We start from the raw sequence: 24,627 nt of genomic DNA on the forward strand, positions 1-24,627 counted from the left end.
GCTGCCTCCTGGAGCCTCACCCGGAGCCCTCGACCGGGGGCTCGGACCGGGAGCCCATGATGGGCCCGGCCCACCCCAGGCGGAAGCCCCCCTCGACGCCCCCTTCACCCACCCTTGACTGCAGGTGCCCTCTCCAGGAAGAAATATGTAGACCGGTCTACACCTTCTCCATCGCCGCCACTTCCACCGCCTCCATCCGCACAGAAAGTCGACCAGGCCGACTTCCTGTGCGCGCACCAGCTCGTCGCAAAATCAGTAGACCGACCGACATATTCTTCCCGAACGCCCCTCCCACATCCACGCCCTTCAGGAACCTTTCCGCGCCCGACCAGCCTGACCAGCCCGACCGCTCAGGCCCTTCAGCCCTTCAGCCCCTCAGCCCCTCAGCCCGGACCGGCTCGCCGGCGAGCGCCGGTCCTCGGCGTCGAACGCCGCCAGGGAACGCGCTCCGGGCCCGAGAGCGGCTTCCAGCGCGCGCAGGACGTCACCGTCCAATCCCCCCACCGCCTCGGCGAGTTCCTCCGCCACGTCCCGGGTGAGCTCCGCCGCCACGACGTCCTCGGGCGCGCGCGGACCGAGCTTGCTGACGGCGGCCGCCGCGCGGGCGGGGGTGAGGAGTGCCGCAGCCTGGACCAGGAGCCAGGCCGGAACCCCGGCCGCACCCTGCGGCGGCGGCAGGTACGGGCGGGCGCCGTCGTAGCGCTCGTCCTCGGCGAAGGCCTGCTGTTTCACCTTCACCACCGGACGCGCGCCGACCCCCTCGGGGCCCGTCTCCCGCCAGGTGCCGGCGGGTTTGAGGACGTAGCCCTCGGCGAGGTTGTCGGCGAGTTCGGGGAGCCCGAGGAGCGCGGGGACCAGGGTGGGGAAGGCGGCCGGCAGTTCCTGGAGCACGGTGAGCGCGCCGCGCCCGATCGCGGGGGCGCAGGCGAGACCGGCGGTGGCCGCGGCGTCTCGCAGAGCACGGTCGGAGATCCAGAACCGGCCCTCGGCGGTGTCGACGGTGGCATCGAAGAGCAGCCACTCCAGCCCCGGCGCGTACCAGACGCCGGTCTGCACGGGCTCGACTCCGGCAACGGCGGGCACATCGGGGTGCGGGTAGCACCCGCCGGCCAGTTCACCGTAGACGGTCACCACAGCGCCCGCGCCCCCGCCCGCCGCCTCGCGCACCGCCGAGGCGAACCGGGCCGCCGCCACCGCCAGCGCCGGCCAGACCCGGCTGACGCCGAAGAAGCCGTCCAACGCGTCCTCGCCCAGGAGCTCCCGCCGCTTGGCCGGACGGACCGCACCCCCCTCGCAGACCACCGCGAAGTGCGCCCCGTGCACCTTCTCCACGGCAACCCACTCCCGGTTCCCGGACGCGGAGAGCCGCCCCCTCGCCGAGATCTTGGGGTACGGCCGCAACGCGGAGCCTTCGAACCTGATGTCAGCCACACCAGAGATCATCGCCGCGAGCCCCACCCGCGGACAACGGAGTTTCACCTCTCCACAACCCCCGCTACGAGCAGCCCCCCGCCGTCGCGGAGCGCCCGCGCCAGATGGGCCACCACAGGCTGTTCACGTTCCCCAGATCGGTTCAGCTCGCCCCGGGGCGAGTGCCATCAGGGCGCGTGCTGCTCGTAGTTGAGGCTCCACTGCTGGTTGGCCTGCAGCCCGGCCCACCACCCACCGGCACGTCAGTCCGTAGCCTTGGGGTGGCCGGTACCCGCGTAGGTGATCCAGGCTGTGCGGTTGGCGTCGTCGAGCAGGTACCAGATGCGTCCGCCGCCGGTGACTTCGTACTGCCAGCGCTCCGGGGTTTGTCCCTTGAAGGTGGCGGTACCGAGCTTGCCCTTGAGCCGGTGCTGACGGTCGGGGTTGTCGGCGGCGCGGGGAGTGGCGCGGATCTTCTCGAAGGCGCGGCGCAAGTTGCCCGCCGCCTGGCGGCTCAGGTGTTCCCAGCCGTCGGCGGCCTCGGCGTTTGCGAACCGGAGGTCGTACTCGCCGCCGGTCGGGGGCGGCGCGGCCCGGTCTCCGCGCTTCGGGCTCATTCAGCCGCCCCGGGGGCGGGGGCGGGTCCGAGGTCGCCTTCGGGCTCACGGGTGAGGATGGCGTACAGGGCGGGGTCCGCGTAGATCTCGGCGCTGTGCCGCCACTGGGCGAGCAGGAGCGCGATCGGGGCGAGGTTGTCCAGGGCCACCGCGCCGCGCGCCGTGTCGACCAGCTCGGCGAGCAGGGTGTCGACGTCCTCGGCGGGGAGGAAGGTGCTCCACGGGAGGGCTTCGGGCAGTGCCTGGCGCAGGGCGGCGATGTTCTCGGTCCTTACCAGCCCGGCGAGCAGGCGGGAGGTGAAGTCCACGACGGTCGCGTCCCGCTCCATCTGGTCGACGCGCATCAGGGCGAGGTCCCCCGCGTCGCGTCTGCGTAGCCGCAGCGCACGGACGGCGTCGAGCCGGCGCGTGGTCGCGGCGGGATGGTGGAGCAGCTCGCTGAAGGGCACATCCTCATAGGCCGCAGTCATGACATCCACAGTAGCTCGGATGTCGGTCGCCGGGTAGGCGGCGTGACGGCTCACCCTTTGGGCGCTGCCGAGTGGCGGAGGTCGTGGAGGCGGATGCGACGAAGGGTGGCCCGGCGGAGGGGGGTGTTGAAGTGCCGGGTGAGCGCGGCTCCCTCGATCGGGTTGCCGTCGGGCCGGGTGAAGACGTAGGAGCCTGGAAGCGGCGCGGGAGGGGGCGGTCCGTCGGGGGCGTTCAACTCTGCGCAAAGGCGATCGACTTGCGCAAGGGCGGGCAGGTGGAGGCGGGTTCGTCCGGGCGGGGGGTTCGGTCGGCGCGGCGGGTGCGACCTGGGGTGGAGGGGGTTACGTCGCGGGCAGGACGCGGTGGGGGTGGGGGCGGGCCTAGCGTGGCGGTATGTCGACAACTTCTCGGTGGCGGACTGCTGTTCTGCTCGCCGTGCCCATTGCCGTCCTGGTTTCGCTGGCCGGTCCGCAGGCCGCGCTGGCGGCTTCCCCGACGGTCGGAACGCTCTCGTTGAGTGCGGCGGCCGAGGTGCCACAGGTACCGCAGGTGCCCGCGCCGACGACGCGACGGGCGATCGGTGCCACGTCCGTCCACTTGGTGGACAAGGCCCGGCACGACCCCTGGCGGGCGGACGCCGCCAGCCGCGAACTGATGGCCACCCTCTGGTACCCGGCGCAGCCCGCGCGCGGGGGGCACGGGGAGCAACTGCCGTACGTCTCCCCCGAGGTGTCGTCCGCGCTGTTCGGCACCCCGGCTCTCAGCGAGGTCGGGACGGGCGTGAAGGCCCGTACGGTGCCCGCGCCCGGGCGGCACCCCGTGGTGGTGCTCTCCCCCGGTTACGGCTACAGCCGCACCTCGCTCACCGCCCTCGCCGAGGACCTCGCGGCCCGGGGCTACGTGGTGGCCGCGCTGGACCACACCTACGAGACGGTCGTGCAGTTCCCCGACGGCAGGGTGGAGACCTGCCTGATCTGCGATCACGTGGACGACCAGCGGGCGGCCGAGGTCACCCGCAGCCGGGCGAAGGACATCAGCTTCCTGATCGACCGGCTGACCGCGCCCGGGCCCGGGCTGGTCCGCGGGTTGCAGGTCGACCGCTCCCGGATCGGCGCGGCCGGCCATTCGATCGGCGGCGCGAGTGCCGTCGAGGCGATGAGCGAGGACCGGCGGATCCGCGCCGCCGCGAACCTGGACGGCGACTTCTTCGCTCCGCTGCCGGCCGACGGCCTCTCCCGCCCGGTGCTGCTGCTCGGCGCCCAGCGGCACGCCGGCAGGCCCGCAACGGCCAACTGGGACGAGACCTGGCAGCACCTGACCGGCTGGAAGCGCTGGCTGGACCTGCCGGAGGCCGGCCACCTGTCGTTCTGCGACATGCACTGGCTGGTGGACTCCCTCGGCGTCCGTGACCAGCTGCCGCCCGACACCACCCCGGAGCAGTACGGCACCATCAAGGGCGACCGCGCACTCGCCGCGACCCGGGCGTACCTCGGCGCGTTCTTCGACCGGCACCTGCTCAACCGCCCGAGCCGACTGCTGGACGGCCCCTCGACGGCCTTCCCGGAGGTCCGCTTCGCCAAGTAGTTCGTCAAATAGTTCGCCAAGTTCGCCAAGCAGTTCGCCAAGCAGTTCGCCAAGCAGCGAGTAGGCCGCCAACCGCGCGGCGGTCCGGGGCACTCGATTAGGTGATTCGGCCGCCGCAGGGCCGTGACCTGCGGCGAATCGGGGCAGTCCTCCCGGCGCAGCCGCCATTCGCGGCGGCTCCCCGGACCTTCTGGAGTGACGACATGCGACGGATCAGCAAGGCCCTCGGCGCGGTGGCCCTGGCCGCGGTGGTGGCAGTGGCGGTGCCCGGCTCGGCCCAGGCGGCCACCGGTCAGCTCCGGGTCGGCTTCAAGTCCTACAACAACCCCTCGGGCTGCTACGGCAGCGACATCTGGCCCTTCATCGTCGAGAACCGCACCGACCGGCCCGCCCGGGTCTACGACCAGCCGGGCTGCGCGGGGTCCGTCATCGCTGTAGTAGCGCCGGGCGAGAGCGGGACGTACGAATTCGGCGCGAGCGTGAAAATCGACTGACCCTTCCGGACGGACAAGCAACGAGGCCGGCCGATCCGACGTGATGTCGGGTCGACCGGCCTCTTCGGTTCGCTCCCGTCGCCACCAGGACGGCGACGGTATGACGTGTTCATGCGAATGGGCCGATACGCAGGTGGATCGCAGGGGAACTGTCTGCGGAGTCCCACCCCCACCAAGGAGGTCCCCTCATGAAACGACTGCTCTTCGTCGCCGGCATGGCCACCGCCGCCCTGAGCCTGAGCGGTGTCGGCGCCGCCGGCGCGGCCGACCGGGGCATGCACGGCACCCCCGGCAAGCGGGTCGGCGAAGTGATCCGGTGCGAGGAGGTGAGCAGCGAGCCTCCGAACGTGTTCGGCCGCTCCTGCGACAGCACCACCTGGGGGCCGCTGGAGAACTTCATCGTCATGGACCGGACGACGCGCGCGGCGTACCAGTGTCAGACCGGCTGGGCCGAGGGCACCCTGTGGATGAACGGCCAGAACTGCCGCCCCATCCCCGCCTGATCGGCGGTCGGTGACGGGTGTCGGTGCAATCGACACCCAGTCGCTGCTGTGGCACCAGAAACGGCCGGTCGACTGTCGAGTCGACCGGCCGTTCATGTGCGGCGAACCGGCACAATCCTTTGACCAGCAGCGATCCACCCGATCGCCGGATCAACCGGATCCGCCCGAGCGCCGGATCAACCGGCCAGGGTGTCCTTCAGCCAAGGCACGATCACGGCCATCGCCTCGCCGAAGCGCGAGATGGCGCAGTGGCCGGTGTCCGGGATCAGTTCGACCCGGGTGTCCCGGCGGCCCTGGAACACCAGGGTGTCGTCCAGTGGGACGTGGACGTCCTCGGTGCCGTTGACCACCAGCATCGGCCCGTTGGCGTCCTGGTCCAGCAGCGGGCGCAGGTCGAATGCCGCGAAGGCCTTTTCGAGCTCGGCCCCGCTCGGCATGGCGTCGAAGCCCAGGGCGTTGCCGACGATGCCGTCCATGCCGAAGGCGAAGCCGCGGCCGGGGGCGAAGGAGCGCTCCACCGGGCCGCCAAGCACCACGGAGGCGTCCACCGCCCCCGTCAGTCCGGTCCGGGCGGAGTAGTAGCCGCCCATCGAGATGCCGAAGTGGCCGACCTTCCCGTTGCCGGCCGCGCGGGCGAAGGAGACCAGTCCGGCGATCACCTCGGCCCCGCCGTCCGGGGTCATCGGCAGGTGGGCGGTCTCGCCGGTGCCGGGGAGGTCGAACAGCAGCAGCCGCGCCGGCAGGGTGAACGCGAGCTGCTCCCACATGCCGTGCAGGTCGGTCTTCCAGGAGTCCACGCCGCCGCTGGCCAGCACGACCGGCGCGTCGGCGGGCAGGCCGGGGGCGGCCATCAGGTGGATCGGCAGGGTGTCGTCGCCGCCCCGGTACGGGACGGTGAGCATGCGGCGCTCGAACTGCACCGGGAAGCCGGGGGCCGCGAGGACGTACTGCCCGACCTGGCGGGCGAGCGCGGTGCGCTTCGGGTCGTCGGCGAGCGAGGGGAACTTGGCCCAGCCGTAGGCCTGCGCGGCCAGGCGGTGGCGCCCGGCCTCTGCGTGCCGGGCGGCGAGGGCGGACCACTCGTACACCCAGCTGCCGGGCCGGTCGGGCCACATCTCGGTGACGGCGGCGCGGACGGCGTCCACCTCGTCGGCGGGGAGGCCGAGGGTCATCTGCGGGTAGCGCTCGACGAACAGGTCCTGCGGGTCCAGGGGCCAGGTGAAGGACATGGTGGTGCCTCCTGCTGCACTTAAAGCCGGAACACTTGCATTAGCGACTATGCGCCCGAGCGGCGCCTAATGCAAGCGCCCTTGCGTTAATGTGGTGGCCGAGGTGATCGACACATGACCGAAGAAGAGCCGGATCCGATCCGCCGCCGCCCGGGCGGCCGTGCCGCGCGCGTCCGCCAGGCCGTTCTGGCGGCCGCCACGGAGGTGCTGGCCGAAGAGGGCATCGACCGGCTCAGCATCGCCGGGGTCGCGGCCCGCGCGGGGGTCAACGAGACGACGGTGTACCGGCGTTGGGGAAGCCGGGAGAAGCTCGTACTGGACGCCATGCTCACCGGCAGCAACGAAGGCATCCCCGTCCCCGACACCGGAACCGTCCGCACCGACCTGGCCGCCTTCGCCCGCGCGCTGGCCGAGTACCTCGCCACCCCGACCGGCCGCTCCGTCGCCCGGGCGGCCGCACTCAGCTCCGACGACCCCGACCTCGCCGAGGCCTGGCAGACCTTCTGGCAGTCCCGCCTCGATCAGGCCGGCGTCATCGTCAGCCGGGCCGTCGAACGCGGGGAACTCCCGACGGACACCGACACGGCCCTGGCACTGGAACTGCTCTGCGCCCCGCTCCAGACCCGCCGCCTGCTCGGGCACCGCCCGATCGAGCCGGATCTGCCGGAGCGCTTGACGGACATGGTGCTGAACGGCCTGAGGGGCGTTCGCTAGGGGAATCCCCCCGACTGTCCGGCTTTGATCACCGCGGCACGGACCGGGTTCCATGATCTCGTGGCGGCCGGGTCCGCGTTCGCGGTTCCGGATAGAACGTCAGCTGGGTCGCTTCCGCCGAGGCGGTGAACGTGTCGCAGAAGCGTGAAGCGACGGCCCTCGACCCGACGGCCTTCGACCCGATCGCATGACCGTCGTTCGAGCAGGTGATCCGATCGAAGGCCGTCGGGGACGATAGCTGCAACTACCCCTGCGACTCGGTACAGGACAGGCCGGTGATCAGGTCGCTGGAGACGGCCTCGCCCGCCAGGCCGGCGACCGGGACGCAGGAGAGGGTGACCTGGTCGGAGCGGCGCACGATGGTGAAGGCCGTGGTGATGAGCCCGGAAGCGGGAGCCCCGCCGGACGCGACGCAGTTGAGCTGCCCCGTCCCCAGGGCGCCGACGCCGGTCACGTTGTCGCAGGTGTAGGAGGGCGTGGCGGCGTGGGCGGGGACGGTGGCGAGGGAGAGCATCGCGGCGCCCGCCACGACGGCGGCCCCGGTGACGACGACGGCCCGCCGGGCCTGGCGGTGGACGGAGAACGAAAACATGCTGGGCCTCCTGGCCTGCTGGTCGATGGGAGGAATGACGAGGGCGCCCGGGACAGCGACGGAATCCCGTATCCCGTTCGCAGGATCGGCGCCGCACTCGTCGCGCGCCACCGCACGGGGAGCGCCACCGGCCGGCCGTGGAGCGCGGCAGCCGGTGGGCCGGGGCGGGGGCCGGGGTCCGGCGGCGGGTGTCGCCGGGGCCGTTCAGGTTCACGGCCGTTCGGGTTCACGGCCATTCAGGCTCACGGCCATTCGGGTTCACGGCCATTCGGGTTCACGGCCATTCAGGCTCACGGCCATTCGGGGTCACAGCCGTTCATGCGCGGCACAGCGGGACCACACCTGTGACACAGGTCACCGGAACCGCCCCGCGGCGGCCGGACAACCAGAGGTGTGGACTATTCGCTGCACGAACGGATCAGAGCCGGGGACCCGGACGCCTTCCGGCAGTTGTTCCAGGAGCACTCGCACGCGGTTCTGGCACACGCGGTCCGGGTGAGCGGGGACCGCGCCGGTGCCGAGGACGTCATGGCGGTGGTCTTCCTGGAGGCCTGGCGACTGCGGGGCAAGCTCCGGGACGAGGGGGCCACTCCTCGCCCGTGGTTGATGGGCATCACCGTCAACGTGCTGCGCAACCGGGCCAGGGCCGCCCGCCGGCACGCGGCCGCCCTCGCCCGCATGCCGCTCGCCGAACCCGCCCCGGACTTCGCCGACGAGTTGGTCGGCCGGCTCGCCGACCGCGATCAACTGCTGGCCGCCAAGGCGGCGTTGGAGAAACTGCGGCGCGGGGAGCGCGAGGTGTTCTCGCTGTGCGTGTGGGCGGGCCTCAGCTACCCCGAGGCCGCCGAGGCCCTCGGCATCCCGGTCGGCACCGTGCGCTCCAGGCTCTCCAGGGCCCGGACCCGGCTGCGCGCCCTGGCCGACAAGGAACTGCGGCAGGCCTCGAAAACTCGCCGGGAACCTCTGCGGGCAGTCGGACAAGTACAGGGTGGCCGGATGGTTCCGGCCCGGTCGAACAAGGAGTGAAGCAGATGACCAGCATCCCGCAGCGGCGGCAGCCGCTCGACGACACGGAGCTGAGGCAGCTGCTGCCGGCGGCCGGAGCACCTGCCGTCCCGCTCGGCCGGCAGCGCCAGATCGAGGAGTTCCTGATGAGTGAGATCACCCGTACCCCCGAAACCGCAGTGGCGGCCCGCCCCGAGGCCAGGAGGCGTCGGCGGTTGCTGATCGCGCTGCCCACCACGGTGGCGGCCCTCGCCCTCGCCGCCACCGTGGCGGCCACCACGCTCGGCAGCCCGGGAACGACCCCCGCGAGCAGTGAGCGCGTCGCCGCGCCCGTCATCCAGGTCTCGGCGGGCGACACCGCGGGCCTGGCCGGCGCGGTGGAGCGGATCTCGCTGGCCGCCGCGTCCGCGCCGGACGTCGTCCTGCGCCCGGGGCAGTACGTCTACATCGAGAGCACCGTCTCCCACCTCACGGGTACCGTCGACGCCGCCAGCGGCACGTCGAAGGTGTGGGTCGAGAAGCCCCACCAGCGGCAGATCTGGCACTCGGCCGACGGCCGCACCGGCTGGCTCACCGAGGAGGGCAAGTCCCCGGAAGGCGGCGCGGCACTCTCGTCGGGCACCGGCAACCACCTGAACGCGCCCTCCTACGACTACCTGCGCACCCTGCCCACCGATCCGCAGGAACTGCTGCAGAAGATCTACACCGAGACCAAGGGAGCCGGCAGCGGGCCGGACCAGGAGGCGTTCGTCACCATCGCCGACCTGATCCGCGAGCAGGCCGTCCCCGGCAAGCTCGCCGCCGCGCTCTACCAGGCCGCCGCCCGCATCCCCGGTGTCGTCCTCCTCGACAGCGCCACGGACGCCGCCGGGCGCACCGGCATCGCCATCGCCCGGACCAACACGGCCACCGGCTCCCGCGACGAGATCATCTTCGACCGCGGCTCCTACACCTTCCTGGGCGAGCGCAGCGTCCAGGTCACCGAGGTCTCCGGAGTGAAGCCCGGCACCGTCACCGCGAACACCGCCGTCCTCAAGCGCGCCGCCGCCGACGCCCCCGGCCGCCAGCCGGGCAACGCCCAGGCCTGACCGCACCCGCCCGCCGAACCCGCCCCGTCCGGCACGAACGGTTCCGGCCCCCTGCGAGCCGCAGGGGGCCGGAACACGCTCCGCACAGCGATGTGGCGAGTCGACACGATCGCAGGAGGCCGTGCGGTTGCCGGCGGTGTCCGCGCTGGTGGAGGGCAGGAACCGGGCGGAGGTCACGGCGTTGTCCAAGGTGTCGGTCAGAGCCGTGGACACTGGCACTGCAGGCAGGCGGGGTCACTTACAGGTGGCGTCGGTGGGTGCGTCGTGGGTGAGGGCGCAGATCATCTTCTCGCCGCGCCCATGGGGGTACTTGGCGCGGAGTTCGTCCTGGAAGTCCTTCCACTGACGCTTGATGTCATCGGTCGCCACGCTCTCGGCGTGCTTTCCGTTGCCGCCGGTATCGGCCCGCGAGCCTTCCTTGCTCAGGCCGCCCTTGCCGTTGACGTCGTAGTGGTTGATGCGGCCGGTGCAGTCGTTGTGGTGCTTTTGGTCGTCGTGCTCGTACTCATCGTGAGCGCAGCCGGTGGCCAGGTCCGGGGTCTTGTCCATCTCCTTGGTGGCTTCCGCCTCCCACGTGGCCGTGGATTGGTTGTTGTAGGCGCGCAGGGTGAAGAAAGGCGCGGGCGCCGTCTTCTGCAGCCCGGGTGGGTTCGTCACGCTGATGGGCTGGTTCGGATTGGCGTGGTCGGTCCAGTTGCTGTGGGAGTAGAAGTCTTCGATGCCGTGCCAGGCGCGTCCGAGGTGCTCGAAGACCTCGCACTTGGCGCGGTCGGGTTCCTTGCCGTCGGGTTTGTCGTTGTACTTGCACCAGGAGCTGAGGTCGACCTCCTTGGTGTTGATGTTTCCCTTGGAGCCGACAAGTTTGTCGGCGGCGGCCACTGCTGCGTGGAACTCCTCGACGGCGGTCTGGACGCAGGCGAGGAGCTCGGCGGTGGCCTGTTGCCTGGTGCGCGGGTATTGACCCCCCTTGAGGTAGCCCGCAGCGAGGTAGTCCGCATCATCGCAGTGGTAGCGGGTCTGGTTGGGGTAGTAGTCGCCCCTGTCGCTGCCCCGGATAGCGCCCCACGCCTCCTTGTTGACGCCGAGGTCGCCTGCGGCCATCGCTTCGAGTGACTTCGCCTGGAAGTCGGGCAATGCTCCCTCGGTGATCTTTGTGTGCGTACCAGGGCCGAAGGCGTGCGCGGGGGCGGCGACGGCCGGGATGTAGGCCAGTGCCGCGGTGATGGCGAGAGCTGTGCGTGTGCGCCACGGCCGGCGGTGGCGTGCGGGGCGGGTCATGGCGAAACGGGGGGCGGAAGAGGCGTTCATGGCTGCTCCCTGAGGACGGGCACGGACGTTCGTGCCGAACGGAGAACCCAAAGCGACCAAGACCTGTGACCGGTCGCCTCCTTGCCTCAGCATGGCCCAGGAGTACTCCGAACAGCCTTCCTGATTGCCCCATTGGAGGGGTCTTCCGCCACGCCGTCGACGGCCGTGACGTCGGGCGGAGCGGTGCGGCCCATGCCTTCACCGCCGAGGACTCGAACATGGGCCGTTCACCGCAGCCGTCTCGGCACGGCCCCGCCAGATGCCCCGATCTCGTCGACCGCGCCGCGCGGTACGGCGCCCGGCGTCGACACCATCGACTCCCACCAGCCGGCTCGGTGCGGTGGAGGGCGGGTTACCTGCCCCCGGTCGCCGCGCTGAGCGCCGTCTTGGCGAGCAGGGCCGTCGGGCCGGACGCAGGTGGCACGGTCCGGCGGTAGCGGGCCCCGTGATCAAGTGGGACGGCGGGGCTGTGACACTGGCTGAGGCGGCCTGTCCCGGTTGTGGCGCGCGGCGTCAGGCGCCCACGGCCTTCCTGGCGGCGGCGTACCAGGAGGCGTGGTCGTCGGCGTTGGTGTTGGCGCTGACGGCATTGAAGTACTCCCAGCCCGCCACTCCGGCGAATCCGGGGTATTTGGCGGCCAGTTTGCCGAGCGTGGTGTGCAGGGTGTCGGGCTGGACGTAGCCGTGCTCGTCCGGGCAGTTCTTGGGGTTGGTGATGGTTCCGGCCACGACCCGGGAGGGATCGAAGCCGTTGTCCACGATGGCGTCGTAGCCGCCGGTGTCGTCCAGGGTGCCCCAGCCGCAGTAGAACTGGGCGTTGTACCAGCTGATCTGGCTGCCCAGTTCCTTCTCCAGGTCCGCATACTTGAAGCCGCCGGAGAAGGAGGTGTTGCCGGCGAGGTCGGAGGCGACCGGTGACATGGTGATGAGGAAGGCGCTGCCGAAGTCGGCGCGGAGCTTCTTGATCAGCTGCTCGGTGTCGGCCAGCGGGAACGACTCCTCGATGTCGATGTCGATCCCGTCGAACTTGTAGGTCTTGAGCAGGTCGCGCACCTTCGGGTAGACGTTGTCGAAGTCGTTGTGCAGGGCGGAGAAGGTGCCCTCGCCCCAGCCGCCGAGCATCGCCTCGGTGCGGATGCCGGCCTTCTGCAGAGCGGCGATGTTCTTCCACACCTCGTCGTTCGCGGAATCGGAGGGCAGGGTGGTGTTCATGATGACGGCGCCGTCCTTGATGCGGAAGGTTCCCACGTCGAGATCGGTGACGACCCCTTTCAACGGGAGCGGGTCGGAGTGGCTGGTGTAGTAGGCGACGATGCGGCGGGCCGGGGTGACTGGCGACATGGCTGGTCCCTTGCGAGAGCTGGGGTGCGGGGCGGTGGGGACGGGCATGTGAGGCGGCAGCGCGGTTCGGGAGTGCCCCCGTGAGCGTTCCCGACCCGGGCGCCGGCTGCGGGAGCCCGAGGTGATGCTGTATTCGGCGCTGACACCGGACGGGGTGCGGCTGTTCCTGGCACGGCACCGGGGCAGGCCCCGAGAAGTGGCCGTGGCGTCGGGACTCAGCCGGCCGGACCTCCGCCTCATGTAGTTCCTGCCCATTCATTCATACCCGGGGGAGCCCGCCCCCGCAGCCACCGGACGGTCCACTCGGGTGGCCGCCCGGCCGGTGTGGCGGGTCAGGCTGTCGAGCCCAGGTACAGGCCGAACGGCAACGTGGGCCTCGCGCAGCCGCCGACGGCGCCGCGCGTCACCCACAGAGACGACACGAACGGCGGCAGCGGGACAGGACTGGCCAAGGACATCGAGGACGCCAAACGGTCGAAGGTCGACTTCACGGAGAAGACGGCGAACCTCGACAGGGTGGTCGCCGAGGCGACGAAGGAGATCACCGCGCAGTGGGGCTACTTCACAGCCGTCCTCACCACGCCGTACGGGAAGACCCGGACCGGCGGCGTGACCACCGCCATCAAGACGAGCTACCCGGGAACAAGGTGATGTCCAAGCAACAGAACGCTGGTGCCATCAAGCCGTAGAGCGGCAGTTCCAGCAAGGGCAAGTAGCCGGCGGCTCGCCGACGCACCCACGTGGTCGGCCCCACGACTCCCGTCCGGTGGAGCCGGGGAGTTCCCAGCACGTACCTCTCCACGGCGCGCGACGCGCCCGAGGCCTGCCGGTGATCCAGGCTGCCAGTCCACGCCAACCGGCGGTTGCGCCGCATGACGAGCGCCTCCGCCACCACCGCCCGAACGCCCCGGGACGGCAATGGTGGGAAACACCCACCCCGCACACTCCACCTGACCTGCAACAACCTGGGACACCCGTCACGAACCCCGTGAGAGGGGATCCCCGTCTCCGGACAACAAAACGGCCGGTCAACCCGACATTCTGTCGGATCGACCGGCCGCATTGGGTCGGATGACCTATGTGCGCGAGGGGGGAGTTGAACCCCCACGCCCTTTCGGGCACTGGAACCTGAATCCAGCGCGTCTGCCTATTCCGCCACCCGCGCATCTGGGTGATGTGGAATAGCTTAGCCCATCCGCGGGGGTGCTCCGAACCAGGCCGGAGGGGGTGGGAGGGTCAGCGGGCGAGGCGCTCGACGATCCAGTCGACCAGGACGCGGGAGACGTGGCTGTGCTCGGTGTTGGCGTCGTCGAACTTGACGTCGTCCAGGTGGCCGTTCCGCACCTGGTCCTCGGTGATCGCGGCGGCCGGGTCGATGTTCCACGCCACCGGGTCGAAGTCCAGCGCCGCCGCGCTGACGGCCGGGACGAAGGTGCCGCTGCGGTACTCCTCGGAGATCTTCGCCTTGAGGGCAGTCGCGACCTTGCCGAAGGAGTCCAGGGTGCCGCCGGGGACGGCGTCCAGCGCCGGGACCTCGGTGGTGGTGGTGCGGCGCACGGTGAGCGCGAGGTGCATGCCGCCGACCGGCTGCTTCTCGCCCTTGTTCGGCTGGAAGCGGGCCGTGGCGCTGGCGAACAGGGCCTGCCAGTCGAACGCCACCTCGCCCGCCGGCAGCGGGAGGCCGACGCCGTCGCGCCGACCGTTGGAGACGCCGAGCTTGCGCGGGATCTGCGGGAAGTTGCCGACCCGGTCGAGGTCGGCGAGGAACTCCTTGCGCAGCTGGCTGGAGGTGGCCACCGGGCCCTCGTACTTCGAGTCCTCGACCCACGCCCAGAGCAGCTGCTGGGCAGCGGGGCTGCGGATCAGGTCGGCCTGCTTGACGCCGTCCGGGCCGGCCGGGGTGAAGCCCTCGAAGAAGTAGGCCATCTGCTGGAGGATCAGCGGGATCCAGGCGCCGTTGTGCGGGGAGTCGAAAGAGAGGTACGTCGCCGTCTCGTGGTCCACGGTCGCCGTCTCCAGCTTGGCGAGCGCGTAGCGGGTGATGATGCCGCCCATGCTCACCCCGCCGACGGTCAGCCGCTCATCGCCCTTGCGTTCGGCGACGGCCCGGAGGATGGCCGCGATCGCGACCTCGGCGTTGGCCTGGATGTGGGTGTGGCGCTCGGTGAAGCCGACCAGGACAATGTCGTAGCCCCGGCTGAGCAGTTGGTCGAAGAGGCCCGGCCCACCGTCGGCGGCGGTGCTGAAGTAGGCGAAGAGGCCGGGGAGGTCGCTCGGGCCGTAGTTGAAGCCGTCCGCGAAGATGAAGGGCTTCCGCAGGCCGAACTTCGGGTTGGCGTAGTAGACCGCCGCCTGCCCGGTCGCCGTCTGCCCCTCGTACGGCGAGCCGGTCAGCTCCCACGTCACGTCGGCGGCGCGACCGGCGGCCTCGCCCGACAGCGCGCTGGTGAACCAGACGCCGGGCGTGAGCGAGTCGGCGATCTCCGCCAACTCGGACTTGCCGGGCTCCCCCTGACCTTCACTGAGGGCCGTCAGCGCTACGTCGATACGGGGTTCCTGTGCCATGGAGTACCGCCTCGGTCGATGCGAGCAGGATCATGTGCGCACAGTGATGGACCGTAGTGGCCTGGTTACTCAAGGCACCACCGACGCACCGGAACTGATCGGAATCGTTCGGATGCGACGGGGGATGACCGGCTAGAACGGGAGCTCGCCGGCCCGGACGACGGCGAAGGGACCAACAGGAACCCCACGACGAGAGAGGCGCTACTCCTCTCCGAGGACGCGAAGACCGTGTTCCTCCCTGAAGTACGCATAGTCCTTCAGGTTCAGCGTGGCGAGCGGGAGATCGTGGGTGAGACAGCAGGCCGCGATCCACATGTCATTGACGGGACGCGGCAATCCGGCCTTCAGGCCGGACGCCGACAGCCTCCCCCATGTCGCCGCCACCGCTTCGTCGCCGGGGAGAACAGGGATGCCCGACAGCCAGTCCGCGAGTTCCTGGCGGCGCCTCCCGCCCCAGTCGCGGACTTCACTCCACTTCGCAAGCTCGCCGAAGGTCACGAAGGTAACCACCGGGCGTCGGCCCACGAGGCGGCTCGCCAGCGGATCGGCCAGCCTGCGCTTGTGGGTCAGCGATGCGACATCGGTGTCCAGAATGACGGGTTGCACCATGCTCCTTCAGGCCACGTTCCGCTGGCGCTCGGCGCGGACGAACGCCAGAAACTCGTCAAGCTCCTCGTCCGACTCGAAGGTGTCGGCCTGGAGATCATCAAGGGAGCGGATCGGCTGCGTGTTCTTGGCAGCCAGCAGCTCCTCCACCGTGACCCGGGGACGCACGGGCGGATAGATCGGACGTTCAACTTCCGAGGCACTCATGGGTGGCCTCCCGTTGGCGATCGACTAGGGGGCGATGAGAACCATAATAGAACCCCATCACACCAGGTGATGCTGTCGGCACCGATAGCAACGAATCAGCCATCGGCGGGGAAGTCGCCCGCCTGCACGGCGGCGATGAAGGAGTCCCAGGCGGTGGCGGGGAAGACGAGGACCGGGCCGTGCGGGTCCTTGGAGTCACGCACCGGGACGGCGTCGGGAAGGAACCCGGGGGCCACCTCGATGCAGTTGCCGCCGTTGTCCCCGCTGTAGCTGCTCTTGCGCCAAGCGAGGGCCACCTCGATGCAGTCGCCGCCGTCCGGGCCGCTGTAGCTGCTCTTGCGCCAGGTCAACACAGCCAACTCCTCGGGGGCTTACACCGGAAAGTCGCCCTCACGGACGGCCGCCACGAAGGCTTCCCAAGCGGAGGCCGGGAAAACCAGGGCCGGGCCCTGCGGGTCCTTGGAGTCACGCACGGGGACGAGGCCGGGGAATCCGGGGGCCACCTCGATGCAGTCGCCCCCGTTGCCTCCGCTGTAGCTGCTCTTGCGCCAGACAGTCGCGTCGAGCTCGATCCTCGTCATCCTTGAACCCTTTCAGTGCATCAGCGATCAGCACGAGCGAGTCGGCTACTGGCAGTGCCGCCCCGTGAGCCAGATCATAGCTGCGCCGATGCGCCGCCACGATCGCCGGATCATCATTGCCATGCCCGCGGTCGAGACTCTCGGAGTACACACAGGTCCGTCCGTCAGGCATCTCCAACATCACCATGGACTTGTCGATGATGGCCTGCCGACGCCCGAATGGCGCGACGTGAATGATCACATTGGGAAGTCGCGAAACAGTCAGCAGGTGTTGCATCTGACGGCGCATAACCCCTGGTCCGCCAAAGACTGTCCGAATGGCGCTCTCATCCAGGATCACCTGCAGAAGCGGCCCATCTGGATCCAGGAACCGCTTCTGCCTCGCCAGTCGAGCCGCCGTCCGCTCCTCGATCACCTTGGGCTGTCCAGCCGCGTCGCTGATGGCAAACACGGCCTCCGCGTATGCACGACACTGCAACAATCCGTGAATCACGGCCAGTTGGAAGATCCTCTCAGCCACCGCCTCGGACTCCATGTCGACATGGGTCTGAAACCAATCTGGATGTTCGACCTGCGCATTCCAGTCCACCCTCCCCCAGATCCGCTTCAGCGCACCGCCCGTGTTGAGCAGTTCATCGGCCTTCTCCACCAGTTCCGGCGGCATGCGGCGCTGACCGGTCTCGTACCGGGTGATGTTCGTCCGGCTGCAGTGCAGCAGCTTGCCCAACTCCTCCTGGGTGTAGCTGGCCAGCTCACGGTAGAACCGCAGTTCCTCGCCAAACAACTCGGCCGAACTGGCCGTCAACTCCCTCTTGAACCGACGATGTGCCACAACCGGCCCCCTCACGCACCACGTGCCCCTGGCACCCAATTTCGGCCATCACCGTACCTCTGGAACCTCGATGATTGGCGCCAGAACGCAATCATTCGCATGCACAGCGTGATTGCGCACTACCCTCGCGCTCCCCCATCCGCCCCCTTGAGGTGCCTCGCCATGCTCAAAACCTGCGCCGCCCACCGCCCCCGCACGTTCGCCGCCCGCCTGGACTCCCGTACGGAATCCACGCCCGTCGCACGGCAGTTGCTCCGCGCCTACCTCGCTGCGCTCCCCAGCGGCGACCGCTACTCCGACACCGCCGAACTCCTCCTCGGCGAACTCTTCGCCAACGCCGTCCAGCACACCGACGCCCCCGCCGACCGCCTCATCGAAATCCGCTTCTCCCTCACCCCCGACCACCGCCTCCGACTCAAAGTCCACGACGCCGGCACCGGCCGCCCCTCCCTCCACACCCCCACCCCCGACGACGAACACGGACGCGGCGTCCTGCTCGTCAACGAACTCGCCGAGAAGTGGGGCTGCTGCCCCCGCGCCGGCGGCATCGGCAAATTCGTCTGGGCCCTGATCGCCCCCGCCCCCGCGCCCTCCTCCACCCTCCTCACCGTCTGAACAGGCACCCACCATGCGACTCCCCCTCACCGCCCGGCACCTCTTCGACACGGGATCCACCCCCGCCGACGCCTACGCCACCCTCGCCCGCCGCACCGGCCAACCGCTGCGCTCCGCCCGCGCCGTCTGCATCGCCCTCGGCATCCCCGCCGCCGACACCCAGCGCCGCCTCGACGACTGCTTCGACGCCCTCCTCGCCAGCCCCCGCCCCGGCTCCGAGGCCGACACCGGCGAACTCCTCGAAGCCCTCGGCGTCTTCGACGTCCCCAAGACCCCCGACGACCGCGACCTCGCCGTCATCGACCTCTTCCTGGCCGCCATCGACGCCCTCGGCGGCATCCGCGCCGGCCACCAACACGGCCTCACCCGCTGGTTCACCACCGGGAACCTCACCGCCGCCTACCTCTCCCTCGCCGCCACCCACCCCCGCCCCACCACCGGCGACCCCGCCCACTACTGGACCAGCCTCGTCACCGCCGGCGAACTCCTCACAGCCCGCCCCACTCCCGACCCCCGCCTCAAACCCGCCCTCACCCACTGCCGTACCCAAGCCCAAGCCCAGGCCGCCCGCGAAACCCACCCGTAGGCGCAGGAAGTCGGCCCACCCGACTGACGGCACCCCCGACACCGCGCCCGGCTACCTGGCCTCCGGCGTCGTCGCCCTGGCTCCGCTGCGGCACCTCGTCCTCAAGGCGATCACCGGCGAACCCCAGGCGATCAAGTCCGCACTCAGGGTTTCAGTGGCGATCGCCGAGGCTCGCGACCACGGCGGCCAGTCGACCCATGGCGTGCGCCACACCGAGCCCGTCCATGTAGTCGCGGGCGTGCACGATCCGGCCGTTGCGGACCCGGATCACCAGGAGGCCGGGAATGCTGAAGGTCCGGCCGGTCGTGGTCACGGTCCCGGTGACGACCTGCTCGACGGTGATCACCTCGGGGTCGGTGCTCTCGTGTACGGCGACTTCGCGGATCTCCTGCGGTTGCGCCGGGCTGGCGCCCCAGGCCGCCCGGTAGCCCGCGCGGACCTCTTCGCGTCCCTGGTAGCGCGCCGGCATACCGGGGGAGAGGAACGGGAACTCGTGGACGGCGTCGACGGTGTAGAGATCGGCCAGGTCGTCCGCTGACTTGTCGAGCATCGCCCGCTGGTAGCGGGCCAGGACCTCACGAGGGCCGGGGCTGGCGGGGGTGGTATCCGGCATGGCGCTTGGGCTCCGTTCGGTCACCACGCGGCCGAGCTCTGTCGAGCGATGGGCCGGGACTTCGGGCGTGCGGATGTGGCCACGGCCTCCAAGATCCGCTTGTGACAGCCGACTTGGAGGCCAGCTTGATCGCACCTTACGTGAAGGTCGACGGCGGGATCGGAGGAACGCGATGGATGGGACCCCGAATCCATCAGCGTCGGCGAGATCCACCTCGACGGCGAGCCCTTCCCCGTCTAGATCCACCACAGCCTCGGCTGCCGCAGCGCCCTGATCCCCCGAGTCCCCGGTCAGGAGGGCTACGTGATCGTCACCGCACCCGACGAGCACCGGGCGCCCGTCCTCGATCCGGCCCTTCAGCCCTCACCGGCGTTCTGATGCCACGTCAACACATCACCCCAAGGTGGGGTTTGGCTCAATGAACCCCACCTTCCGTGCCGAGAAGCGAACGGGGTGGCGGCGCTGAGGGCTGCCACCCCGCCGATCTCTCGGCGCCCAAGGGATCACGTGGGGATCACGCGGGGATCAGGCGGGGATCACGCGGGCGGGATCGGGCCGAGGTAGGTGCCGCCGGAGGCGTCGATGGTCTGGCCGGTCACCCAGCGGCCCTGCGGGCCCGCCAGGAAGCCCACCACGTCGGCGACGTCCTCCGGCTGGCCGATCCGGCCGAGCGCGGTGATCGCTTCGAGCCCGGCCATCGCTTCGGGGACGCCCGTCCACGGGGACGTCATGTCGGTGAGGATCACACCGGGGTTGACGGTGTTCACGGTGATCCCGCGCCGGCCGAGCTCGTTGGCGAGCGGTGCGGCGAGGGCCACCAGCGCCGCCTTGCTGACGGTGTAGCCGATCTGCACCGGGGAGCCGATCCGGGCGGCCGCCGAGGCCATGTTGACGATCCGCCCGCCGTCCCGCAGCAGCGGAATCGCCCGCTGGATCACGAAGACCGGTGTGCGGACGTTGATCGCCATCAACCGGTCGAACTCCTCCTCCGTGAGCTGCCCGATCGACCCGGCCAGGTGGATGCCCGCGTTGTTGACCAGGATGTCCAGGCCGGCCCCGCCGTCCTCACCGGGCTCGCCGTGCTCCGCCAGCCCGGCGGCGAGGCCCTCGAACAGCTGGTCCAGCGCACCGCTCTCGCCGAACCGGGCCCGCACCGCGAACGCCCGACCGCCGGCCTTGGCGATCAGCTCCACGGTCTCCGCGGCGGCCGCCTCGTTGCCTCCGTAGTGGACCGCGACCAGCGCCCCGTCGGCGGCGAGCCGCTGCGCCACCGCCCGGCCGATGCCGCGCGATCCGCCCGTCACCAGTGCGGTCCTGCCGTCCAGTTCGCCCACGATCGCCTCTTTCCTCGTGCCGCCCCCGGTCGGATCCGGGGCCGGTCTCCCGCCGTCACGACCCGATGCCGGACAACCCTTCATGTATGCCCGACGCCGGAGAGCTGATGCCGCCCGCCCGCACGACCACCCCCCTCGACCACCCGCTCAGGCCTGGAACAGCGGCTCGTAGGCGCCGCCCTCCTCGACGTTGAGCAGCACGTACGCAGGCCCGAGCCCGACCGCGACCTCCCGCAGCCGGGCCAACGCCACCGCCACGCCGGGCACTTCGAGGCCGAGCGCGGCGGCGGCCGCGTCCCGCTCCGCGTACAGGCCGGGCTCGTCCTCCAGGTACTCCTCGGCGGCCTGCGCGCTCTCCTCCACCGTCAGCCCCGGGCAGTCCCGCCACCACGGCACGGCCAGCAGCAGCCGGACCAGCTCCGGCAGCCCGACGGCCAGCACCGCCGCGCCGCCCTCCGAGTCGGCGTACAGGACGGGACGCTCCTCGCCGCCCTCCCCGCACAGGAAGAAGGTGCCGCCCGCGCCGTCCTTGGCCACCGGCTCCAGTGCTTCCCCGGAGGCGAGCACCACCTCCTCGGCGTGCGGGTAGTGGTCGAGGCTCAGATCGCCCGGCCAGGCCAGGTAGTCGAGGGCGGCGGGGTTGGCGCGGATCGCGTCGAGCAGCGGGGTCGTCGGCATGGCCGCCACCCTAGGTCGCCCCGGTGACACTCACCCCGCCGGGCGCTCTCGGGGGTGTTCGCCGCCGCTCGCCTCCGACTCGCCCCGGGTGGGGAGTTGATCTCTACCGCGCAGCCGTTGTTGGGTGGCTCCTGTTGCTCTGACCCCCAGCGGCGAAGGAATGTGACACGGTGGACGAGAAATTACCTCCGGACGAGCGGGCCGCACTGTTCGAGGCGCAGCAGCCCCGGCTGCGGGCCGTGGCGTACCGGATGCTCGGCTCGGTGAGCGAGGCCGAGGACGCCGTCCACGAGGCCTGGCTGCGCTACGACCGCACCGACGCCTCCGACGTGCAGAACCTCCCCGGCTGGCTGACCACGGTCGTCTCGCGGGTCTGCCTCAACCTGCTGCGCGGCCGGGAACTGCGCCGCGAGGAACCGCCGGAGGCCGAGGCGGGTGCGCCGGGCCCGGCGCGCATCCCGGACCCGCTGCTGCGGCGCGAGGGGGCGGCCGATCCCGGGCAGGAGGTACTGCTCGGGGACTCGGTGGGCCTGGCGCTGATGGTGGTGCTGGAGTCACTGGCCCCGGCCGAACGGATCGCCTTCGTGCTGCACGACCTGTTCACGGTGCCGTTCGCCGAGATCGCCCCGCTGATCGAGCGGACGGCGGCCGGGACCCGCCAACTGGCCGACCGGGCCCGCCGCCGGGTTCAGGACCAGGCGCCGGCGCCCGACCCGGACCCGGGCCGCCAGCGGGCCGCCGTGGACGGTTTCTTCGCGGCCGCCCGCGCCGGCGACCTGGGCGCTCTGGTGGCCGCGCTCGCCCCGGGCGTGGTGCTGCGCTCGGACGGCGGCGAGGTGCGGGCCGGGCACCCGGTGGTGCTGGCGGGCGCGGCCGCGGTGGCCGACCAGCCGGTGCTGTGGGGTGGGCTGTCGCCGTTCGCCCGCCCGGCGCTGGTCAACGGCGCCGCGGGCGCGGTGGCGATCGGCGAGGGCGGACGGCCGCTGTCGGTCATGGCGTTCACCGTGGTGGACGGCGCGATCGCGGCGATCGAGGTGCTCACCGATCCGGAGCGGCTTGCGGCGCTGGACCTCTCGGCGTTCCGCGACTGAACGTAGCGGGCGAGGTTCCGCTGCTGAACCTGGCGGGCGAGAGGGAGGCCGACCGCCCTCTCACCCGCCCGCGCCGCCCGCGCCGGTCGACGCCGGTCGACGCCGCGCGTCCTCGGGACGCGCCGTCACCAGCCCTGCGCGGCGACCCAGTCGGCGAGGTGGCGGGCGCACCCGTCGACCGACTCGCGCCAGGTGTGGCTCGCGCCCTCGCCGGCCTCGTCGCTGACGTGCTTGACCAGGCGCACCGGCACCCCGAAGCGGTGCGCGACGGCGGCGACGGCGTAGCCCTCCATGTCGACCAGGTCGGCGTGCTCGGCGAGCCGGTCGCGGGCCGCCGGGTCGGAGACGAAGAGGTCGCCGGTGGCCAGCACCGGCCCGTCGCCCTTGCCGACCACCAGCGGGGCTCCGTAGCTGCGGCCGGTGAGCGCCAGCAGGGCCGGGGTGTCGAGGTCGTGCTGGATGACCTGGACGACGTGGTGGGTGCCCTCCCAGCCGGGGCGCAGCGCGCCGGCCGTGCCGAGGTTGATCACCTCGGACGGCTTCTCGCCCTGGGCGAGGACGGTGGCCAGCGCGGCGGTGGCGTTGATCTTCCCTATTCCGGTGAGCAGGACGGGCAGCCGGTCGTCGAGGTGGGCGGCTTCCTCGCGCACGGCGACGACGAGCAGCGGGCGGTCGGGTGTGATCGTTCCAAGCAGGCGCATGCTTCCCATCGTACGGAGGGTGTCCGCCGAAACCGGGTGCACCGACCGCGCCGGGGCCGGTGGCGTCACGGCGGGATCGCCCCCGCCGCCGGACCGGGGGTCCGTCCTCGGCTCCCCGCGTGCCGACGCGGCAACCGGACCTCACCCCTCCGGCCTGTCCGAGGAACCGCATAGGGTGCATCCCGCGTCGGACGGTTCACCGCCGGCCGCCGGGAGGCGGGGCCCCGGAGGCGTGCCGGAACCGTGCGCGGCGCGTGCGGGGCAAGCTCAAGATCGGCGCAATTCGGGTGTGGCCACGGGGAGTCACGGCCATACTGCTGGCATCGGCCGGGCCCCGGACAGCGGGCCCGACCCCTGGGGAGGATGAGGCGGGTGGCAACACCAGTAGGTAACGGCGCACCGGGCGCCGTGGTCCCGGCACGGCCGAGCGGCCCGCCGGGCACGGCACCGGCCGTGCCGGGCGTCCCGGTGTCCGGACCCGGCGCCACGCCGGCCCGGCGGCCGCCTGCCGGGCCCGCGCCGCGCGGCCTGTCCCGCCTGCGGGCCCGGCTGACGGACGCCACCCGGACGGCGCCGGGCCGGCTGCAGCTGGCCGGGGCGGTGCTCGCCGTGCTGACCGTGGCCTTCGGCGCGCTGACCGCCTGGCAGTTGGAGACCAAGGCGGAGGCCGCCAACCGGGTGGTCCGGCACAGCCAGCCGCTGAGCAAGGACGCGGCCGACATCCACCGCCTGCTGGCCCACGCCGACACCACCGCGGCCACCGGCTTCCTGCTCGCCGGGGAGGAGACGAAGACCGTGCGCGGCGACTACGAGAACGATCTGGCCTCGGCCACCGGCCTGATCGCCAAGGCCGCCGCGCAGACCACCATCGACTCCCCCGCGTACCAGAAGCTCACCGAGCTGAACAAGCAACTCCCCGTCTACGCCGGCCTGGTGGAGACCGCTCGGGCGAACAACCGGCTGGGCCTGCCGCTCGGCGGCGCTTACCTGCGGTACGCCTCCGAGCAGATGCAGGGCACCCTGCTGCAGCGCGCCGCCGAGCTGACCGCCATCGAGAACGACGAGCTGGACAAGGACTACGCCGAGGCGAAGTCCAGCCCGTGGGCCGCGTACGGCCTGGGGGTGCTCACCCTCGGCGCTCTGGTCTGGGTGCAGGTGACGCTGTTCCGCCGCACCAACCGGGTGTTCAACCCCGGCCTGCTCGGGGCCACCGCAGCCGTCCTGGCCGGGGCGCTCTGGCTGGCCGTCACCGGCCTGACCACCAACGCCGCGCTCCAGCAGAGCTGGAAGCAGGGCGCGCAGCCGCTGCGGGCGCTCAACACCGCCCGGGTGCAGGTGCTTTCCGCCCGACTGGCGGAGAACCTGAACCTCGTCGCCCGCGGCTCCACCACCGCGTACGCGGACCAGTGGACGACGATCACCCAGCAGCTCGCCGGGAGCGAGCCCGCGAACGTCCCGATGGAGCAGCACTCCGGCTCGCTGCGCCAGGCCCTCGACCTGGCCCCCGCGGACGCCCGGAAGCAGATCGGCGACGCCGACCGGCAGTACGAGACGTGGCGCGCCCGGCACGACGCGGCCCACACCCTGGAGACCCAGCAGGCCGACTACCAGGGCGCGCTGCAGGCGACCGTGACGGCGGACCCGGCCGCCGAGGCGAACACCGCGGACGGCGCCTTCAAGGCCACCGACGGGGCGCTCGACCTGGCCGCCACCACCGAACAGGAGCACTTCGAGCGCTCCGCCAAGGGCGCCGAGGGCGACCTCCGGCTCGCCGCCCTCGCGGCCGCGCTGCTCGGCGTGGCGGCCGCGGCCGCCGCACTGCGCGGCCTGGGCCGGCGACTGGCCGAGTACCGGTAGAGGGG

The 24,627-nt window shown here is 71.3% G+C and carries 28 protein-coding genes and 1 tRNA gene; 11 read left to right on the plus strand and 18 right to left on the minus strand.

Annotated elements, in window-relative coordinates:
- Positions 1-375 precede the first annotated feature (375 nt).
- The 3 genes from ACIQVZ_RS06455 to ACIQVZ_RS06465 form a co-directional block, all read right to left on the minus strand.
- Positions 376-1,431 (minus strand): RNA ligase family protein, encoded by a 1,056-nt coding sequence (locus ACIQVZ_RS06455; protein ID WP_402447616.1) that lies wholly within the window; start codon positions 1,429-1,431, stop codon positions 376-378.
- A gap of 242 nt (positions 1,432-1,673) precedes the next feature.
- Positions 1,674-2,027 carry a hypothetical protein gene (locus ACIQVZ_RS06460; RefSeq protein WP_402447618.1) on the minus strand — a complete coding sequence of 118 codons (354 nt, stop codon included), beginning with the start codon at positions 2,025-2,027 and terminating at the stop codon, positions 1,674-1,676.
- Positions 2,024-2,497: a hypothetical protein gene (locus ACIQVZ_RS06465; protein ID WP_402447620.1), complete on the minus strand. Its 474-nt coding sequence runs from the start codon at positions 2,495-2,497 to the stop codon at positions 2,024-2,026. Before ACIQVZ_RS06465 ends, ACIQVZ_RS06460 begins: the two co-directional genes overlap by 4 nt.
- Positions 2,498-2,891: 394 nt before the next feature.
- Here ACIQVZ_RS06465 and ACIQVZ_RS06470 point away from each other — a divergent pair, with 394 nt between their 5' ends.
- The 3 genes from ACIQVZ_RS06470 (at position 2,892) to ACIQVZ_RS06480 (ending at position 5,079) form a co-directional block, all read left to right on the plus strand.
- On the plus strand, positions 2,892-4,082 hold the full coding sequence (locus ACIQVZ_RS06470) for an alpha/beta hydrolase family protein (protein WP_402447622.1): 1,191 nt from the start codon (positions 2,892-2,894) through the stop codon (positions 4,080-4,082).
- A gap of 203 nt (positions 4,083-4,285) precedes the next feature.
- Complete coding sequence (locus tag ACIQVZ_RS06475; protein ID WP_402447624.1) at positions 4,286-4,576, plus strand: hypothetical protein; 291 nt, start codon at positions 4,286-4,288, stop codon at positions 4,574-4,576.
- 188 nt (positions 4,577-4,764) lie between these two features.
- On the plus strand, positions 4,765-5,079 hold the full coding sequence (locus ACIQVZ_RS06480; protein ID WP_402447626.1) for a hypothetical protein: 315 nt from the start codon (positions 4,765-4,767) through the stop codon (positions 5,077-5,079).
- A 176-nt stretch (positions 5,080-5,255) separates the two neighbouring features.
- Here ACIQVZ_RS06480 and ACIQVZ_RS06485 read toward each other — a convergent pair whose 3' ends face one another.
- Complete coding sequence (locus ACIQVZ_RS06485; protein ID WP_402447628.1) at positions 5,256-6,308, minus strand: alpha/beta hydrolase; 1,053 nt, start codon at positions 6,306-6,308, stop codon at positions 5,256-5,258.
- 114 nt (positions 6,309-6,422) lie between these two features.
- Here ACIQVZ_RS06485 and ACIQVZ_RS06490 point away from each other — a divergent pair, with 114 nt between their 5' ends.
- A complete protein-coding gene (locus ACIQVZ_RS06490; protein WP_402447629.1) occupies positions 6,423-7,022 on the plus strand; it encodes a TetR/AcrR family transcriptional regulator in 600 nt (199 codons plus the stop codon).
- A gap of 244 nt (positions 7,023-7,266) precedes the next feature.
- On the opposite strand, the gene ACIQVZ_RS06495 is transcribed toward ACIQVZ_RS06490, so the two are convergent.
- Entirely contained in the window at positions 7,267-7,614 is a 348-nt protein-coding gene (locus tag ACIQVZ_RS06495; protein ID WP_402447631.1) for a hypothetical protein, read from the minus strand.
- 393 nt (positions 7,615-8,007) lie between these two features.
- Between ACIQVZ_RS06495 and ACIQVZ_RS06500 the strand changes: the two genes are divergently transcribed.
- Together ACIQVZ_RS06500 and ACIQVZ_RS06505 are read left to right on the plus strand one after the other, a co-directional pair.
- Positions 8,008-8,640 (plus strand): RNA polymerase sigma factor, encoded by a 633-nt coding sequence (locus ACIQVZ_RS06500; protein ID WP_402447632.1) that lies wholly within the window; start codon positions 8,008-8,010, stop codon positions 8,638-8,640.
- Between the two features lie 5 nt (positions 8,641-8,645).
- A complete protein-coding gene (locus tag ACIQVZ_RS06505) occupies positions 8,646-9,707 on the plus strand; it encodes a CU044_5270 family protein (protein ID WP_402447634.1) in 1,062 nt (353 codons plus the stop codon).
- Positions 9,708-9,941: 234 nt separating this feature from the next.
- Here the strand turns inward: ACIQVZ_RS06505 and ACIQVZ_RS06510 are convergent, their stop codons facing one another.
- Complete coding sequence (locus tag ACIQVZ_RS06510; protein ID WP_402447636.1) at positions 9,942-11,015, minus strand: hypothetical protein; 1,074 nt, start codon at positions 11,013-11,015, stop codon at positions 9,942-9,944.
- Between the two features lie 513 nt (positions 11,016-11,528).
- Entirely contained in the window at positions 11,529-12,356 is an 828-nt protein-coding gene (locus ACIQVZ_RS06515; protein ID WP_402447638.1) for a glycosyl hydrolase family 18 protein, read from the minus strand.
- Positions 12,357-12,725: 369 nt separating this feature from the next.
- On the opposite strand from ACIQVZ_RS06515, the gene ACIQVZ_RS06520 reads away from it, so the two are divergent.
- The gene (locus tag ACIQVZ_RS06520) at positions 12,726-13,007 is read left to right on the plus strand and encodes a hypothetical protein (protein ID WP_402447640.1); all 282 of its coding nucleotides are present in this window, start codon (positions 12,726-12,728) and stop codon (positions 13,005-13,007) included.
- Between the two features lie 430 nt (positions 13,008-13,437).
- Here the strand turns inward: ACIQVZ_RS06520 and ACIQVZ_RS06525 are convergent.
- The 7 genes from ACIQVZ_RS06525 to ACIQVZ_RS06555 form a co-directional block, all read right to left on the minus strand.
- Positions 13,438-13,521: transfer RNA gene (locus ACIQVZ_RS06525), tRNA-Leu, on the minus strand.
- 71 nt (positions 13,522-13,592) lie between these two features.
- Positions 13,593-14,921, minus strand: coding sequence for a hypothetical protein (locus ACIQVZ_RS06530; protein WP_402447642.1), 1,329 nt, complete (start codon positions 14,919-14,921; stop codon positions 13,593-13,595).
- Between the two features lie 201 nt (positions 14,922-15,122).
- Positions 15,123-15,530, minus strand: a complete 408-nt coding sequence (locus ACIQVZ_RS06535) for a type II toxin-antitoxin system VapC family toxin (protein ID WP_402447644.1) — start codon at positions 15,528-15,530, stop codon at positions 15,123-15,125.
- Positions 15,531-15,536: 6 nt separating this feature from the next.
- Positions 15,537-15,734: a hypothetical protein gene (locus tag ACIQVZ_RS06540; protein WP_387816175.1), complete on the minus strand. Its 198-nt coding sequence runs from the start codon at positions 15,732-15,734 to the stop codon at positions 15,537-15,539.
- Positions 15,735-15,829: 95 nt separating this feature from the next.
- Positions 15,830-16,093, minus strand: coding sequence for a DUF397 domain-containing protein (locus ACIQVZ_RS06545; protein ID WP_402447646.1), 264 nt, complete (start codon positions 16,091-16,093; stop codon positions 15,830-15,832).
- A 12-nt stretch (positions 16,094-16,105) separates the two neighbouring features.
- On the minus strand, positions 16,106-16,237 hold the full coding sequence (locus ACIQVZ_RS06550) for a DUF397 domain-containing protein (protein ID WP_402447648.1): 132 nt from the start codon (positions 16,235-16,237) through the stop codon (positions 16,106-16,108).
- Positions 16,200-17,147 (minus strand): helix-turn-helix domain-containing protein, encoded by a 948-nt coding sequence (locus tag ACIQVZ_RS06555; RefSeq protein WP_402447650.1) that lies wholly within the window; start codon positions 17,145-17,147, stop codon positions 16,200-16,202. Before ACIQVZ_RS06555 ends, ACIQVZ_RS06550 begins: the two co-directional genes overlap by 38 nt.
- Before the next feature lie 162 nt (positions 17,148-17,309).
- Between ACIQVZ_RS06555 and ACIQVZ_RS06560 the strand changes: the two genes are divergently transcribed.
- On the plus strand, positions 17,310-17,762 hold the full coding sequence (locus ACIQVZ_RS06560) for an ATP-binding protein (RefSeq protein ID WP_402447652.1): 453 nt from the start codon (positions 17,310-17,312) through the stop codon (positions 17,760-17,762).
- Between the two features lie 13 nt (positions 17,763-17,775).
- Positions 17,776-18,348, plus strand: a complete 573-nt coding sequence (locus ACIQVZ_RS06565) for a hypothetical protein (RefSeq protein WP_402447653.1) — start codon at positions 17,776-17,778, stop codon at positions 18,346-18,348.
- Positions 18,349-18,499: 151 nt separating this feature from the next.
- Here ACIQVZ_RS06565 and ACIQVZ_RS06570 read toward each other — a convergent pair whose 3' ends face one another.
- From ACIQVZ_RS06570 to ACIQVZ_RS06580, 3 genes are all read right to left on the minus strand, one after another.
- Entirely contained in the window at positions 18,500-18,961 is a 462-nt protein-coding gene (locus ACIQVZ_RS06570; RefSeq protein WP_402447655.1) for a nuclear transport factor 2 family protein, read from the minus strand.
- A gap of 536 nt (positions 18,962-19,497) precedes the next feature.
- Complete coding sequence (locus tag ACIQVZ_RS06575) at positions 19,498-20,295, minus strand: SDR family NAD(P)-dependent oxidoreductase (protein ID WP_402447657.1); 798 nt, start codon at positions 20,293-20,295, stop codon at positions 19,498-19,500.
- 147 nt (positions 20,296-20,442) lie between these two features.
- Positions 20,443-20,973, minus strand: coding sequence for a hypothetical protein (locus ACIQVZ_RS06580; protein ID WP_402447659.1), 531 nt, complete (start codon positions 20,971-20,973; stop codon positions 20,443-20,445).
- A 170-nt stretch (positions 20,974-21,143) separates the two neighbouring features.
- Between ACIQVZ_RS06580 and ACIQVZ_RS06585 the strand changes: the two genes are divergently transcribed.
- Complete coding sequence (locus ACIQVZ_RS06585; protein WP_402447661.1) at positions 21,144-22,064, plus strand: sigma-70 family RNA polymerase sigma factor; 921 nt, start codon at positions 21,144-21,146, stop codon at positions 22,062-22,064.
- 125 nt (positions 22,065-22,189) lie between these two features.
- Here ACIQVZ_RS06585 and ACIQVZ_RS06590 read toward each other — a convergent pair whose 3' ends face one another.
- Positions 22,190-22,765 carry a nucleosidase gene (locus ACIQVZ_RS06590; RefSeq protein WP_350885479.1) on the minus strand — a complete coding sequence of 192 codons (576 nt, stop codon included), beginning with the start codon at positions 22,763-22,765 and terminating at the stop codon, positions 22,190-22,192.
- Between the two features lie 372 nt (positions 22,766-23,137).
- Here ACIQVZ_RS06590 and ACIQVZ_RS06595 point away from each other — a divergent pair, with 372 nt between their 5' ends.
- Complete coding sequence (locus ACIQVZ_RS06595) at positions 23,138-24,622, plus strand: hypothetical protein (protein WP_402447662.1); 1,485 nt, start codon at positions 23,138-23,140, stop codon at positions 24,620-24,622.
- Positions 24,623-24,627 lie beyond the last annotated feature (5 nt).

This window comes from Kitasatospora sp. NPDC098663 (genome assembly GCF_044760075.1).
Taxonomy (GTDB): Bacteria; Actinomycetota; Actinomycetes; order Streptomycetales; family Streptomycetaceae; genus Kitasatospora.